This window comes from Mesorhizobium sp. Cs1321R2N1 (genome assembly GCF_037179725.1).
GTDB classification, from domain to species: domain Bacteria; phylum Pseudomonadota; class Alphaproteobacteria; order Rhizobiales; family Rhizobiaceae; genus Mesorhizobium; species Mesorhizobium salmacidum.
The window spans coordinates 24,450-38,767 of the sequence record NZ_JAPYKP010000009.1 but is presented as its reverse complement, the minus strand read 5'-3'; the positions used below and the strand labels follow the sequence as shown (position 1 = coordinate 38,767).

The 14,318-nt window shown below is 60.2% G+C and carries 12 protein-coding genes, 1 pseudogene and 1 riboswitch; of the genes and pseudogenes, 8 read left to right on the top strand and 5 right to left on the bottom strand.

The features are described from left to right. Positions 1 to 1,992: a conjugal transfer protein TraG gene (locus O7A61_RS04450; protein ID WP_337128591.1), complete on the bottom strand. Its 1,992-nt coding sequence runs from the start codon at positions 1,990 to 1,992 to the stop codon at positions 1 to 3. A 131-nt stretch (positions 1,993 to 2,123) separates the two neighbouring features. Here O7A61_RS04450 and O7A61_RS04445 point away from each other — a divergent pair. Further along, positions 2,124 to 2,389 (top strand): annotated as a pseudogene (locus O7A61_RS04445) (IS3 family transposase); the annotation flags it as partial. A gap of 1,111 nt (positions 2,390 to 3,500) precedes the next feature. Here the strand turns inward: O7A61_RS04445 and O7A61_RS04440 are convergent. Next, a complete protein-coding gene (locus tag O7A61_RS04440) occupies positions 3,501 to 3,713 on the bottom strand; it encodes a cold-shock protein (protein WP_337128590.1) in 213 nt (70 codons plus the stop codon). A gap of 535 nt (positions 3,714 to 4,248) precedes the next feature. Here O7A61_RS04440 and O7A61_RS04435 point away from each other — a divergent pair. Next, positions 4,249 to 4,437, top strand: a complete 189-nt coding sequence (locus O7A61_RS04435; RefSeq protein ID WP_337128589.1) for a hypothetical protein — start codon at positions 4,249 to 4,251, stop codon at positions 4,435 to 4,437. Between the two features lie 511 nt (positions 4,438 to 4,948). Here the strand turns inward: O7A61_RS04435 and O7A61_RS04430 are convergent. From O7A61_RS04430 to O7A61_RS04420, 3 genes are all read right to left on the bottom strand, one after another. Further along, on the bottom strand, positions 4,949 to 5,125 hold the full coding sequence (locus O7A61_RS04430; protein WP_337128588.1) for a hypothetical protein: 177 nt from the start codon (positions 5,123 to 5,125) through the stop codon (positions 4,949 to 4,951). Continuing rightward, positions 5,122 to 5,463 carry a DUF3307 domain-containing protein gene (locus O7A61_RS04425; protein WP_337128586.1) on the bottom strand — a complete coding sequence of 114 codons (342 nt, stop codon included), beginning with the start codon at positions 5,461 to 5,463 and terminating at the stop codon, positions 5,122 to 5,124. The genes O7A61_RS04430 and O7A61_RS04425 overlap by 4 nt, the downstream gene beginning before the upstream one ends. A gap of 924 nt (positions 5,464 to 6,387) precedes the next feature. Continuing rightward, a complete protein-coding gene (locus O7A61_RS04420) occupies positions 6,388 to 8,220 on the bottom strand; it encodes a potassium transporter Kup (RefSeq protein WP_442921045.1) in 1,833 nt (610 codons plus the stop codon). A gap of 664 nt (positions 8,221 to 8,884) precedes the next feature. Then, a riboswitch (TPP riboswitch) is annotated at positions 8,885 to 9,001 on the top strand. 102 nt (positions 9,002 to 9,103) lie between these two features. Here O7A61_RS04420 and thiC point away from each other — a divergent pair. Genes thiC through thiD form a run of 6 tightly spaced genes read left to right on the top strand, consistent with a single transcriptional unit; the run spans position 9,104 to position 14,220 of the window. Further along, positions 9,104 to 10,927: a phosphomethylpyrimidine synthase ThiC gene (thiC, locus tag O7A61_RS04415; protein ID WP_337128584.1), complete on the top strand. Its 1,824-nt coding sequence runs from the start codon at positions 9,104 to 9,106 to the stop codon at positions 10,925 to 10,927. Further along, positions 10,924 to 11,925, top strand: coding sequence for a glycine oxidase ThiO (gene thiO / locus O7A61_RS04410; protein WP_337128583.1), 1,002 nt, complete (start codon positions 10,924 to 10,926; stop codon positions 11,923 to 11,925). The genes thiC and thiO overlap by 4 nt, the downstream gene beginning before the upstream one ends. Next, the gene (gene thiS, locus O7A61_RS04405) at positions 11,894 to 12,091 is read left to right on the top strand and encodes a sulfur carrier protein ThiS (protein ID WP_337128581.1); all 198 of its coding nucleotides are present in this window, start codon (positions 11,894 to 11,896) and stop codon (positions 12,089 to 12,091) included. Before thiO ends, thiS begins: the two co-directional genes overlap by 32 nt. Position 12,092: 1 nt before the next feature. Beyond that, on the top strand, positions 12,093 to 12,866 hold the full coding sequence (locus O7A61_RS04400; protein ID WP_337128579.1) for a thiazole synthase: 774 nt from the start codon (positions 12,093 to 12,095) through the stop codon (positions 12,864 to 12,866). Beyond that, positions 12,863 to 13,468, top strand: coding sequence for a thiamine phosphate synthase (locus tag O7A61_RS04395; protein ID WP_337128578.1), 606 nt, complete (start codon positions 12,863 to 12,865; stop codon positions 13,466 to 13,468). The genes O7A61_RS04400 and O7A61_RS04395 overlap by 4 nt, the downstream gene beginning before the upstream one ends. After that, positions 13,459 to 14,220, top strand: a complete 762-nt coding sequence (thiD, locus tag O7A61_RS04390; protein ID WP_337128577.1) for a bifunctional hydroxymethylpyrimidine kinase/phosphomethylpyrimidine kinase — start codon at positions 13,459 to 13,461, stop codon at positions 14,218 to 14,220. Before O7A61_RS04395 ends, thiD begins: the two co-directional genes overlap by 10 nt. The last annotated feature ends 98 nt before the right edge of the window (positions 14,221 to 14,318 follow it).

Sequence of the window (14,318 nt, the reverse complement as noted above, 5' to 3'; positions counted from 1 at the left end):
TCAAAGTTCGATTCCGTCTTTGGGATCGAGTGCGACCTGTCGCGCGGTGCGCCGCATCGTCTGGTCGACCGACCGGCGTCGGGCAACCTCATCATCGGATTCGTCGCGATCAAGGTCGAATTCATCAATGCGCACCAGCGTGGGCTCCGGCGCAATATCCTCATGTTCGGGCAATTCGGGCTGGCGGCGGATACCGCCATTGTCAAGATCACTGTCCTGTTGGTTAAGCGATGCAAGGCTTGCCTGCGCCTCCGGCACCTTGGCAACCGCCATTTCAGTCCAGTCATCGGGGCGCGACAGGGCGTTCGTGGTTGCGGGCTTGGGCGGAGGCAGAACGCGCTCGGCAAACCGCGGATCTGCGAAATAGCGCGCCTTTTTCGCCCGGATCGGGGACAGCCCAGAGACCATCACAATGGCATCGCTCGGAGGCAGCTGCATGATCTCGCCGGGCGTCATCAGCGCGCGAGCCGTCTCCTGTCGCGAGACCATGAGATGCCCAAGCCAGGGTGACAGACGATGCCCGGCATAGTTCTTCATCGCCCGCATTTCGGTTGCCGTTCCCAGCGAGTCGGAGACGCGTTTGGCGGTTCGCTCGTCGTTGGTCGCGAAACTCACACGAACATGACAGTTGTCGAGAATGGAATTGTTCGGCCCGTAGGCTTTTTCGATCTGATTGAGGGACTGGGCAATAAGGAACGACTTGAGGCCATAGCCGGCCATGAACGCGAGGGCCGACTCGAAGAAATCAAGCCGGCCGAGTGCCGGAAATTCATCGAGCATCAGTAGCAAGCGATGCCGGCGATCCTTCGCATGGAGATCCTCTGTCAGCCTGCGGCCGATCTGATTCAGGATAAGCCGGACCAGCGGCTTGGTGCGGCTGATATCCGATGGCGGCACGACCAGATAGAGTGTCGTGGGTTGCGCGTTCTCCACCAGATCGGCAATGCGCCAATCGCAACGGGACGTGACCTGGGCCACAACCGGATCGCGGTACAGGCCGAGGAAGCTCATCGCGGTCGACAGCACGCCAGAGCGTTCATTCTCCGATTTGTTGAGAAGTTCACGTGCTGCCGATGCCACAACGGGGTGCGGACCGACATCACCAAGGTGCTTGGTTAGCATCATCGTTCGCAACGTCGTCTCAATCGGCCGCTGCGGATCGGAGAGGAACTTGGCAACACCGGCCAGCGTTTTGTCATTCTCGGCGTAGAGGACATGCAAGATCGCGCCGACCAGCAGCGCGTGGCTCGTCTTTTCCCAATGATTCCGGCGTTCCAGAGACCCCTCTGGGTCGACCAGCACGTCGGCGACGTTCTGGACGTCTCGGACTTCCCAAGCGCCACGCCTGACTTCCACCAGCGGGTTGTAAGCGGTTGAGGCAGCATTGGTTGGGTTGAACAGCAGCACACGGCCGAAACGTGCTCGCCAGCCAGCGGTGAGTTCCCAATTTTCACCCTTGATGTCGTGAACGATTGCGCTTCCCGGCCAAGTGAGCAGGGATGGCACGACCAGTCCGACGCCCTTGCCGCTTCGGGTCGGCGCGAAGCACAGGACATGCTCCGGGCCATCGTGGCGAAGGTAGTCCAACTCAAACTTGCCCAGAACCACGCCATCGGCGCCGAGCAGTCCTCCGGCTTCAATCTCTTTTCGCACAGCCCAGCGCGCCGAGCCGTACGTTGCCACGTATTTCGCCTCCCGTGCTCGCCATAGTGACATGCTGATAGCGATAGCAATCGCGATGAAACTGCCGCTCGCCGCGATCACCGCGCCCTCAACAAAGACCGTCGGTGCATAGGCGTCATAGAAAAACCACCACCAGAAAAATGCCGGTGGCGGATAGATCGGTTGGCCGACGAGTTCGAACCAGGGCGAACCAAGTTGCTCCTGGTAACCCAGTTGCCAGGCGGTCCATTGCGTTGCTCCCCAGGTGGTCGTAAGCACGATGGTCAAAACAGCGACGATCTGACCCCACAATATTCTGGTTGCCGGCATCGTTACTCCCGATTCAAAATCTCGGGAGCGAGTAAGCAGAGTACGAACGCAGGCAGTGCAATAGCAAAGGCTCCATCCCGGCACCTCATTGTGCCCAGACCTAAAAAGACTGGCGATCTGCGCTGGGCATGGGATCGCAATCCGCCAGCGAGGAGTTCCAGCGGCTGAGGACCGATCATGGCATCAACCTGCTCAATGAGCCGGTCGGGCAACGTCTGGGACAATGCTGCGATGGAAAGCTTCTTCTCGTCGCTGAAAACCGAGTGGACAGCCCGCAAGATCTACAAGGGAGCGATAATGCCAGGGCCGATGTGTTCGATTACGTCGAGCGCTTCTACAGCCCTCGGCGAAGGCACCGACCCCAGGCTATCTGAGCTCGGTCAAGTACAGGGACAAGCTAGGCTTAACCCCCCGTCTCCGAAAAACCCACCAGGCCAGACACAACGCTGCGAGCGGTTTAAGAATAGGCCTACGGCGCAGGCCTCATCTGCTACGCGCTTCATCCTGCGGATAGCAAACAGCGAAGCCTCCACCGGCGCGAACAGTTCGCGATGGGGGGCTGATTGCGGGACCGGTCCGCCATTTCTGGCAGAGAAACCGTGCAACTGGCTTGTGTATGTCGTGCCGCCCATCGCCTGACCGCAGCATTTCCATCGTCCTCTTTCAGCCGGCCGTTCCTCCCGACCGGCGGTTGGATGATGATGATCCCCTGTCGAGAATAGTCACTGTTGTCGAGCACGACGGGCTGAGCCGTCTTGTGGGTCCTTCACCTTTGCCATTCCATGCAAATGAGGATTTGTGTTCCTGGTTCGGCCTAACCCTGACAGGCTCGGCACTCGGCTCAACTCCAGCTTTCTCTGAACTTTCCGGCCGCACTAGCCAAGCGCCATTCTACCGCGCGATGGCCGCAAAAAATATGACAGGGCAGACCACAAATGAGGTGGGTTGGACCGAAGACTTTTTAGCGAACTCGCAAAAAAGGAAATGACAAACCTTCCGGTTTAAGGCGCGGGTCGGCCAACCTCCGGCCCTAATGAGCCAAGTGCATGCAGATCTGAAGAGCACGGCGATGGCGTGGCGCACGAGAAGCCGGAAGCTCTCAAGCTTGCCGTTCCGATCAAGAAATCGGTCAGGCCGAACTACATCGTCTGCCTGAATGGGTATGCCGACGGACTATCCGGTGGTGACGCCAAATGCCGCCGCACGCTCGGCATTGGCCAAGATCACGGGTCTCGGACGCAAACCCACGCAAAAGGAAGATCAAGGGCGTACGAAGCGGATACGCAAGGACGCGACGGCTGATCGAATCGGCCGGCCGGTCGTTCTGGCGCATAGCAGCCCCCCAGACGTATGCCGATACCAAAGGCGGGGACTCCCCGCCTCGCTTCACATGCTGTCCTGCCAGAAGTCAGAAAAGCCAACAGCGGCTCTTGAGCCCTGTTCCCGCGCTCGCTGAACGACAGCCAGCAGATGCGCGTTTTCCGTGTCGTTCCGGCTTGCGCCGGCGGTCAGCCTGCTTTGCTAAGATTGCCGGCCGAGGACTTGCCGCTGCGGCGGTCCTGCTCGATCTCGTAATTGATCTTCTGGCCGTCGGCGAGGGTCGAAAGACCCGCTCTCTCGACGGCGGAAATGTGGACAAACACGTCTTGGCCGCCGGCATCGGGCGTGATGAAGCCGAAGCCTTTGGAGCTGTTGAACCACTTCACGGTTCCAGTCGCCATACTGTATTCCTTCCTAACGATTGATCGCGGCTTGGCTTAGAAGCCAAACCGGTTCCATAAACGCAGCAAAGTCGAGAAATCGCAAGACATGGATCGATCGCGCCGAAAATCGCGGCCGTCATGTGTGGTTCCGAGTCCCTATGTAGCCAACAGAATTCCGTCCACCGATATCAGAGCAACTTCGTGGACGCTCTGCCGTCGGATGTGACCATCGCTGTTGTTTAACCGGCAATGCACGGGAGGCAGTGTTTGCGCGCCCGTTTGCGGCTCAGTCATGGCAAATTTTAACTGGCAAGCTGCTTGTTTATAACAACAAAATGTGAGAGTTCTGCGCCGTCGAAATTGGCTCTCAAGCTTTACTTTATCGGTAAAAAACATCTGAAGGTGCCATAAGTATTGCTGGGCGAGAGTTTGTGATCTCACTGCTTGGTTGTTCGGTTCCGTAACGGCCCTGCTAGGCGGGTGTTTTCTCGTTATTGAATCGGTTGAAACGCGATTTGGGTGTTTCGTTGACAGGATAATTGAGGGGGATTCCATGAGACAGGTAAAAAAGTTGGATAATTTGAAGTTTGTCCAAGCAATGTTGCGAGAGATTCGTCAGACGGTGCAGGCTGACGGGGAAAGCCTGCTGACCTATTTGATCGACATGGCTTACCTGGAGGCCAGCGATCGAATTAGGTCGAGCTGGGCCGTGCAAAGCGACAATGGCAAGTCTGACGCCTAACTGGCGACACAACCATCTGTTAGGTGCGAGGAAGCGGACCTGTGGAAACTTTCAGGGTTGAGGAGATGGATGGCGCAAAAGCAATCCGTAGCGTGTCAGTCGACGCACAATGCCATGTGCACGCGGCCATGAAGGTGATACCGCGACCGCTCCAGCTTGATCGAGGACCTGGTAGGCTGTGGATACGAGTAACTGACGCCAATCATAGCTCTCGACCATTCTATTATGGAGACTAACCGATCCACCTCACTCTCGTTCTCACACTCACTCTCTCTCAAGTCGCTTGATATTGTTGCTATGGCGTGCGGCCTATTTTCTTAGGGGTAGCGGCGGGTTACGACTTGTTCGAACGCTGGAAATCTGGCCGGACCGGAGATCAGACGTGTTGGATTGCCGTAACCGGAGAGCGGCAGCTTTTGGTCTTCGAATATCCGGTCGATCCGCTCATTGAGCCGTCGGGTTCGCGCCATGGACGGCCGCTGGCGTCCCCCGTACGCGGCCGGCCACGGCATCACCGATCTGCTCGCCCTCCGGTTGTGGTCTTGGCGCCCGTCGCGATCTGATTGAGCCGTTCAGCCTTGGCACCGGTGAGGCGTCCATGCATCCACGCGCCGGCGGCGCCAATCATGCCGGCGCCCACCGCGAGGATGGTGGGGTTGGAAAACAGGAATGCGAGTAGAGCGGTCATGAGAATGTTCCCCAGAGCATCAAAATTACCACCCAGCAGAGTTTGCAGGAGATGTGCAGAGATTGGTCCATATTGTAAGAAATCCGCCCCATGCACTTCGCGTCGTCGATGAGGCCGTGAACGACGAATTCAGCGATACCGAGCGCGAGGCTGCCGGTTATCAGGCCGACGGTCCCGCCGTGGATTGCCGCATGAGGAAGAAGGCCATGATACCAGGGGACGCCCGGAATCGGGTTGGCGCGGTTCTTGGCCCTGGCAAGGAAGTCGCCCTGAAGCGGATAGTCAGCCAGCGCGTGACCGGCCAGAAGAAGCGCGATCGTGGTCAGTAGCGCGGTCATCTCACTGCACCTTGCCTGTCTTGAGGTTGCTGGCCGAGAGTGGGATCAGTCCCGCGGCGCGGATTCGGTCAGTGCGCCCGCCAAAGGTTGCTTTGGCGGTTGGTTCCAGCGCGATGCAGCGCATTCACCCAGCCAGGAAAGTCACTCACCTGGTAAATCGGCCCACTGCCCACCGGGGGAAGCGTCGATCTACCCTTCTGTTCAAAGCGTGCAACACGAGCCCGGCAGTGCATGCCGCCCCCCTCGCATTTCCATCGGCTTGCGCCAGGGGTCGCCTTACAAAAATTCATGATCACGTTCTTTCGCAACAAACCCTGTAGGGCTTTTTTCGTAACCGGCCGTGCGCGGGTTTGAGCGCGCGAGACCACAGGTGCGTGAGCCCATTTAATATCTGGATGAGACCAAGCGCCCGAAGGACATGGATGTGTGCCAAGACTAGATGTCCAAAACCTGACTGGTCGCGAGAAAGCTCGCTATTCGGCTCGCGCTTCGGCCTCCGGCGCGTGATTCGGATGAGATGGGGGAAGACGACTTGGAGGCCCGCCACTGTTCAGCGCGATCAAGCGCAGCCTGCCCGCGATGCACCCCGGCGAACTCCTTTGCGAAGACCCATCCCACCGGGCAATTCCAAGAGCGAAATCGCCAGCCTGCTCGGGATCTCTGGGCAGACAGGTATCTTGATGAGAAGCAGCCCGTCATCGCCGCTAGGCAATCGGGCTCGAAGAGCGATGTGGTAACGGGGCTCAACCTGTGGAAGCGTTACGACCTGGAGCCGCCGAGCGCGCTTGGTCCGCCTCTGGAGGTCGCGGTTACGCCGGTGCTTACACCGATGCGGCCTCGGGCGGTCACGCCTTGAATCGGCTCGGGGCGGGACGAACTCGGCTTATGAGTTGCCCGTGTCCTACCGGACAGACATGGGGAGAGCTAGACAACCACCTGCGTGCCGATCTCGACCACCCGTCCGGTCGGAATCTGGAAATATTCCGTCGCATCCGCCGCCGTACGCGCAAGACCGATGAACAGCCGGTCCTGCCATACCGGCATACCGGAATTCGGTGAAGCCTTGAGCGAGCGCCGCGACAGGAAGAAGGATGTCGTCATGATGTCGAACTTCCAGCCCTGCTTGCGGCAGATCGCCAGCGCGCGTGGAATGTTGGGCTGTTCCATATAGCCGAAGGTCAGCGTCACCCGCATGAACAGCTCGTTGACCGTCTCCATCTTGACGCGCTCGCTGTCGGGCACCACCGGCTGCGGCGCGGTCACCACCGAAAGGATAACGTTCTGCTCATGCAGCACCTTGTAGTGCTTGAGACTATGCATCAAGGCGGTCGGCGCGCTCGAGGGATCGCTGGTCAGGAACACGGCGGTGCCGGACACCAGCTGCGGCTTTTTCTTCAACAGATTGCCGGCGAGGACATCGAGCGGGATTTCGTTGCGGCGCGTTTTGTCGAAGAGATAGCGGCTGCCGCGCACCCAGGTCCACATGCCCAGCACGATGGTGAAGGCCACGACCAGCGACGCCCAGCCGCCTTCGAACACCTTGACGATGTTGGAGGCAAAGAAAACGATGTCGATGAAGGCGAACAGCACGGTCAGCGGGATCGCCACCGACAGCTTCCACTTCCAGATACGGGTCATGACCACATAGAGCAGCACTGTCGTCACCAGCATGTTGCCGGTTACCGAGATGCCGTAGGCGGAGGCCAGCTTGCTGGATTCGCCGAAGCCGACCACCAGCATCATCACCATCAGGGCCAGCAGAAGATTGACGCGCGGCATGTAGATCTGGCCGGACTGCTTTTCCGATGTGTGCAGGATTTCCAGCCGCGGCAGCATGTTGAGTTGCACTGCCTGCCGGGTCAGCGAAAAAGCCCCTGAAATCACCGCCTGGCTGGCGATGACGGTCGCTGCGGTGGCCAGCACCACCATCGGGATCAGCGTCCAGCCCCCGTTCATCTCGAAAAACGGATGGCCGACCACACCTTTGTTCGCAAGGATGAAGGCACCTTGCCCGGCATAGTTCAGCAGCAGGCAGGGAAACACGATCGTCAGCCAGGCCAGCACCATGGGCTTGCGGCCGAAATGGCCGAGATCGGCATAGAGCGCCTCACCGCCAGTGACGGCAAGGAAGACCGCGCCGATGGTGACGGAGGCGACGCCTGGCGAATGGATCAGGAAGGCGACGATGTAGTACGGGCTGATCGCCCACAGGATTTCCGGATCGGCGATGATGTGGTTGAGGCCGGACAGGCCGATAGCCAGGAACCAGACAGCGGTCACCGGCCCGAACACCAGACCGACGCCGCCCGTGCCGAAGCGCTGTACCGCGAACAGCATGGCGAGAACGACCAGTGTCAGGGGCACGACATAAGGCTGGAACGTCGGCGTGACGACATCCATGCCCTCCACCGCCGACAGAACGGAAATCGCTGGCGTAATGACGGCATCGCCGAAAAACAGCGAGGCGCCGATGATGCCGATGCCGAGCATCACCGCCGAGCGCTTCGGAAAGCTGCCGCGCGCCAGCGCCATCAGCGACAGCACGCCACCCTCGCCGCGGTTGTCGGCGCGCAGCACGAACATGATGTATTTTACTGTAACTGTGATCGTGAGCGACCAGATGATCAGCGACAGGACGCCGAGAATATCTGTGCGATCAGCGACGTTGCCGCCCGACGAGGCATGCAGCGCTTCGCGGAGCGCATAGATCGGGCTGGTGCCGATATCGCCATAGACCACACCGAGTGCGCCAAGCATCAACAACTCAGTACTTTGAGACGAGCCGGGATGTCCCGCTAGTTCCTCAACGTCACAACTGTTGGCAGAATCCACGACAGCCATTCGTATGCTTCCCACGGGTACTGTGCTCTACGGCCAACGCAATTCTGCATTTCCGAGGCACGCGTCCTTGCGACGGGTAGCCTCGGCCGATTGGGCGGTGCGACAAGGAGAGGGAGGAGCTCGCTGCACTGCCGCTATCGGCCGAGGCGTCTGGAAATTGCCAATCGGGACTGCCATGTTGAAGTCGGCTGGCATGTCACCAGCCCATTACTCCATCAACCAGCAAATTAGCAATTTTTAAGATTTAAACTATGGATGAAACAATATTACGTCATCAAACTGATGTCGATTGAACTGCTATACCGAAGTAATATTTTCATTAAGTCACGAGTTCCTAGATATTATCGAGCTACAACTATCAACGAGCAGTTTATGAAAGTCAATATCTTCATGGTTTCAGATGTAGCATTTCGGTCGGTTTGTCATAGACCATGAGCGTTTCACCGGCCCCCCGCGACTACAGAATCGAGCGCGGACCGAGCCGGTCCGCGTCCTGTTTATACAACCCTTCCTTCTGGCTTCGACCTACCGCCCTGGACCGAATGCGCTTGACAAAAGGCCACCGGCTCGGTCCAATTGACCCATTCACCAGGGGAGTCCCGGCAAGGGGCTGAGATACTGCTGGCTTTCGCGGCGCAGTGACCCGTTGAACCTGATCCAGTTCATACTGGCGTAGGGACGGTGCAAGCGCTTTGCGGGAGTCATGCCCGAAGACCTGTCTCGAGCAGGTCGACCAAGGTGTCTCCATCCTTCCGGCACAGAACTGGGTCTCCATTGCAAATGAGCAAAGGAGCCTCAAATGAATGCCTTGACCCCCGCAGTTTCGACGGGACCCCTGCCCGCCTCACGCAAGATACACAAGCAAGGCACCCTCCACCCGCAGATCAGGGTGCCGATGCGCGAAATCTCCGTCCACCCGACCGCCGGCGAACCGCCTGTGACGGTCTATGATCCATCCGGCCCCTACACTGATCAAACGGTCGAAACGAGTATAGAGAAAGGCCTCGCCCGGCTTCGGCACGAATGGATTACGGCTCGTGGCGATGTCGAATTCTACGATGGCCGCGACATCACGCCGGAAGACAACGGATTTGCGACTGGCGCGCGCCTGACGCCGGAATTTCCCATTCGCAATCGGCCGCTCAGGGCCAACGCAGACAAGGCGGTGACCCAGCTTGCCTATGCCCGCGCCGGCATCATCACGCCCGAAATGGAATTCGTCGCCATTCGCGAGAACCTTGGACGCGAAAGCCTGCGCGGCAAGCTGCAGCGGGACGGCGAGGCCTTCGGTGCGGCGATCCCCGATTTTGTCACGCCGGAATTCGTGCGTGACGAGGTAGCGCGGGGGCGGGCAATCATTCCCGCCAACATCAACCATCCCGAAAGCGAGCCGATGATCATCGGCCGCAATTTCCTGGTCAAGATCAATGCCAATATCGGCAACTCTGCTGTCACCTCCTCAATGACTGAGGAGGTCGAAAAGATGGTCTGGGCGACCCGCTGGGGCGCCGATACGGTCATGGATCTGTCGACCGGTCGCAACATCCACAACATCCGCGAATGGATCGTACGCAATTCGCCGGTGCCGATCGGCACGGTGCCGCTCTACCAGGCGCTGGAAAAGGTCGGCGGCATTGCCGAGGACCTGAATTGGGAGGTCTATCGCGATACGCTGATCGAACAGGCCGAGCAAGGCGTCGACTATTTCACCATCCATGCCGGCGTCCGTCTGCATTACATCCCGCTGACCGTCGAGCGGGTTACCGGCATCGTCTCGCGCGGCGGCTCGATCATGGCGAAATGGTGCCTGCATCATCACCGCGAAAGCTTCCTCTATGAGCATTTCGAGGAGATCTGCGACATCGCCAGAGCCTACGACGTCTCCTTCTCGCTCGGTGACGGCCTTCGGCCGGGCTCGATCGCCGACGCCAACGACGCGGCGCAATTCGCCGAGCTGGAGACGCTCGGCGAATTGACGAAGATCGCCTGGGCCATGGACTGCCAGGTGATGATCGAGGGGCCGGGCCATGTCCCCATGCACAAGATCAAGCAAAACATGGACAAGCAGCTCGCAGTCTGCGGCGAAGCACCGTTCTACACGCTTGGACCGCTGACGACCGACATTGCGCCCGGCTACGATCACATCACCAGCGGCATCGGCGCCGCCATGATCGGCTGGTTCGGCACCGCCATGCTCTGCTATGTGACGCCGAAGGAACATCTCGGTCTGCCGGACCGCAACGACGTCAAAACCGGCGTCATCACCTACAAAATTGCCGCGCACGCGGCCGACCTGGCGAAAGGCCACCCGGCGGCGAAAACCAGGGATGATGCCCTTTCTCGCGCCCGTTTCGAGTTCCGCTGGGAGGACCAGTTCAACCTGTCGCTCGATCCGGAAACCGCCCGTTCCTTTCACGACGAGACCTTGCCGAAGGAGGCGCACAAGGTGGCGCATTTCTGCTCGATGTGCGGGCCGAAATTCTGCTCGATGCGCATCTCCCACGACATCCGCGCCGAAGCGCAGAAGGAGGGGATGGCGGCGATGGCGGAAAAATACCGCGCGGGCGGCGATCTCTATATGCCGGTGAGTGACACCACGCCCGAGGTGCCGGAGCCGTCATGAGGGTGCTGGTCAAGGGGGCCGGCGTCGCCGGCCTCACCGCGGCCTTCGAGCTCACCAGTCGCGGCGCGGAGGTCACCGTCGCTGAAATCGGGTGTGGTCTCGGCGGCAGCGCATCGTGGTTTGCCGGCGGCATGCTGGCGCCCTGGTGCGAGCGCGAAAGCGCGGAGCAGCCTGTGCTGGACCTCGGACGCGGCGCCGCCGAATGGTGGGATGCCGTGCTGCCAGGTCAGGTGACGCGGGCCGGAACGCTGGTTGTTGCAACGCCGCGGGATGCGGGCGAGCTTGACCGCTTCGCAAGCCGCACCTCGAGCCATCGCTGGATCGATGAGGAGGAAATCGCGCGGCTGGAGCCCGACCTCGCCGGCCGTTTTCGCCGCGCCCTGTTCTTCGCCGGCGAGGCGCATCTCGAGCCGCGCACTGCAATGGCAGCGCTTCACGAAAAGCTCGTCGCGATGGGCGTCGACTTCCGCTTTGCCACGGACGCCCGGCAGCTTTCCGGATTCGACCGTGAGATAGACTGCGTGGGAATGGCAGCGGGCGATGAGAGGCTGCGCGGCGTTCGCGGCGAAATGCTGATCCTGCACACACCCGATATCTCGCTGTCGCGCCCGGTCCGGCTGCTGCATCCGCGCTTTCCGCTCTATGTGGTGCCGCGCCCCGATCACCGATTCATGGCCGGCGCCACGATGATCGAGAGCGATGACAGCGGTCCGGTCACGGTCCGTTCGATGATGGAACTTCTGAGCGCGGCCTGCGCGCTCCACCCGGCCTTTGGCGAAGCCTGCATCATTGAGACAGGCGCCGGGGTTCGTCCAGCTTTTCCCAACAATCTGCCGCTAGTCGAAGCGAGCGGAGACACCGTTAGGATCAACGGCCTCTATCGTCATGGCTTTCTTTTGGCCCCGGCCATGGCGCGCCAGGCGGCAGACTTTCTCTTCAGCAAAGACAAACCCGTGGAGCTTGCCCATGAAATTGGTCGTAAACGGCGAAGCGCGTGAGGTTGCCGCCACCACGCTGGCAGAGCTGCTTGCAGCGCTCGACTATGAGGGCGATTGGCTGGCGACGGCCGTCAACAGCGATCTCGTGCACAAGGCCAGCCGGGCGGAATTCCAGTTGAGCGACGGTGACCGGATCGAAATCCTCTCGCCGATGCAGGGAGGCTAGCATGTTCGAGCTTTTCGGGACGCCACTTCCCTCCCGACTGCTTCTCGGCACGGCGCAATATCCTTCGCCGGCCATCCTTGCTGATGCGGTCAAGGCGTCGGGCACCTCCGTGGTGACCGTCTCCTTGCGGCGTGAGATGGCGGGCGGCAGGGCCGGCGAAAAATTCTGGTCGCTGGTTCGATCGCTCGGCACGAAAATCCTGCCCAACACTGCTGGCTGCCACTCCATCAAGGAAGCGGTCATGACTGCGAACATGGCGCGCGAAGTGTTCGGGACGAGTTGGATCAAGCTCGAAGTGATCGGCAACCATGATACGTTGCAGCCAGACGTGTTCGGCCTGGTCGAAGCCGCTCGTATCCTGTGCGAAGATGGTTTTGCGGTTTTCCCTTACACCACCGACGACCTCGTCGTTGCCGAACGGCTGCTGCACGCGGGCTGCAAGGTTCTGATGCCGTGGTGCGCGCCGATCGGTTCCGCCCTCGGCCCGGTCAACATCCCGGCGCTGCGCTCGATGCGCGGACATTTCCCCGGCGTCCCGCTGATTGTGGATGCAGGGCTCGGACGACCGTCGCACGCGGCAACCGTGATGGAGCTCGGCTTTGACGCCGTGCTCCTGAACACGGCGGTCGCCAAGGCGGCCGATCCGGTCGGCATGGCGGGTGCGTTCGGCAAGGCGGTCGATGCCGGATATGAGGCTTTCAAATCGGGAATGCTCGAACCGCGCGATGTTGCCATGCCGTCGACGCCCACGTTTGGCAGGGCGGCCCTTTCATGAAGCTCGATCCCTTCTACCTGATCGTCGACAGCGCTGCCTGGATCGAACGGCTGGTGCCGCTTGGCGTCAAGCTGGCGCAGTTGCGCATCAAGGACAGGGATGAGGCCACGCTGCGGACGGAAATCCGCCGCGCGAACGACGTCTGCACGATCCATGGTTGCCAACTGATCATCAACGACTATTGGCGGCTGGCCATCGAGGAAGGCTGCGACTTCGTCCATCTCGGCCAGGAGGATTTAGCTGCGGCCGATCTGCTGGCGATTAAATACGCTGGATTAAAGCTCGGGCTTTCGACCCACGATCACACTGAACTGGAAACGGCGCTGGCGGCCGAGCCGGACTATGTGGCGCTGGGACCCATTTATCCGACCAGCCTCAAGAAGATGAAATGGGCGCCGCAAGGGCTCGAACGGATCAGCGCGTGGAAGCGACAAGTTGCACCGATTCCGTTGGTTGCCATCGGCGGCCTCAACCCTGACCGGCTCGACAGTGTCTTCGAGGCTGGCGCAGACTGCGCGGCAGTGGTCACCGACATTACGCTGAATGCCGATCCCGAAGCGCGCACGCAACAATGGATCGAGAAGACAAACCGATGGCGCTAAGGCAAGAGCCGCACGTGCTTGTCGTGGGGGGATCGGACTCCAGCGGGGGTGGCGGCGTTGCACGCGATATTGAGACGATCTCTGCCGTCGGCGTGCGCACCTGCCTTGCCGTCACCGCGGTGACGGTGCAGACCCACGATGCCGTCATCGCAATCCATCACCAGCAACCCGGGCTGGTCGCCGACCAGATGCGCGCAGCATTGCGGGCCAACAAGGTGTCGGCCATCAAGATCGGCATGCTCTCAACCGGGCGGGTCATTGTCGCGGTCGCGGCCGTGCTCAGCGAATATCCATGGATACCGGCTGTACTCGACCCTGTACTGGCTTCCTCTTCGGGCAGGCCACTGCTGGAAGCGAAAGCGATCGGCGCCATGAAGCGGGATCTCATGCCGCTCTGCCGGCTCGTCACGCCAAATCTCATCGAGCTGGCGGCCCTTGTCGGATCGGAACTGGCAGCAGACGAGGATGACGCGCTCCAGCAGGGAAAAAGATTGCTTGCAGCCGGGCCGCAGGCGTTGTTGCTCAAGGGTGGCCACGCGACGGGACCGCGATCAACAGATATTTTGCTGAGCTCCAACCAAGAATCCATTCGCTTCGAGGCACCGCGTGTTGCCGGAACGATGCGCGGGACGGGATGCATGCTGGCCAGCGCGATCGCCGCGCATCTGGCCAATGCGAGATCGCTTCACGACAGCGTGGTCGAAGGCAAGCGATTCGTCCTCAACAGACTTAAGGAGAATTCTGCCGGGTGACTCTATAATCACCCGAGCTCGCATGGAGGAGATTGTGCTTGCCTCCATGCGCCGGCCCCGGGAGATTGTACACTTCGCTGATTGCGCACATTGAGCAT

Coding starts and splice junctions, on each gene's coding strand:
- thiO (WP_337128583.1), top strand. CDS start 10,924: ATGAGGGTGCTGGTCAAGGGGGCCGGCGTCGCCGGCCTCACCGCGGCC.
- O7A61_RS04400 (WP_337128579.1), top strand. CDS start 12,093: ATGTTCGAGCTTTTCGGGACGCCACTTCCCTCCCGACTGCTTCTCGGC.
- thiC (WP_337128584.1), top strand. CDS start 9,104: ATGAATGCCTTGACCCCCGCAGTTTCGACGGGACCCCTGCCCGCCTCA.
- thiS (WP_337128581.1), top strand. CDS start 11,894: ATGAAATTGGTCGTAAACGGCGAAGCGCGTGAGGTTGCCGCCACCACG.
- O7A61_RS04425 (WP_337128586.1), bottom strand. CDS start 5,463: ATGACCGCGCTACTGACCACGATCGCGCTTCTTCTGGCCGGTCACGCG.
- O7A61_RS04435 (WP_337128589.1), top strand. CDS start 4,249: ATGAGACAGGTAAAAAAGTTGGATAATTTGAAGTTTGTCCAAGCAATG.
- O7A61_RS04450 (WP_337128591.1), bottom strand. CDS start 1,992: ATGCCGGCAACCAGAATATTGTGGGGTCAGATCGTCGCTGTTTTGACC.
- O7A61_RS04440 (WP_337128590.1), bottom strand. CDS start 3,713: ATGGCGACTGGAACCGTGAAGTGGTTCAACAGCTCCAAAGGCTTCGGC.
- O7A61_RS04395 (WP_337128578.1), top strand. CDS start 12,863: ATGAAGCTCGATCCCTTCTACCTGATCGTCGACAGCGCTGCCTGGATC.
- O7A61_RS04430 (WP_337128588.1), bottom strand. CDS start 5,125: ATGACCGCTCTACTCGCATTCCTGTTTTCCAACCCCACCATCCTCGCG.
- O7A61_RS04420 (WP_442921045.1), bottom strand. CDS start 8,220: ATGCTTGGCGCACTCGGTGTGGTCTATGGCGATATCGGCACCAGCCCG.
- thiD (WP_337128577.1), top strand. CDS start 13,459: ATGGCGCTAAGGCAAGAGCCGCACGTGCTTGTCGTGGGGGGATCGGAC.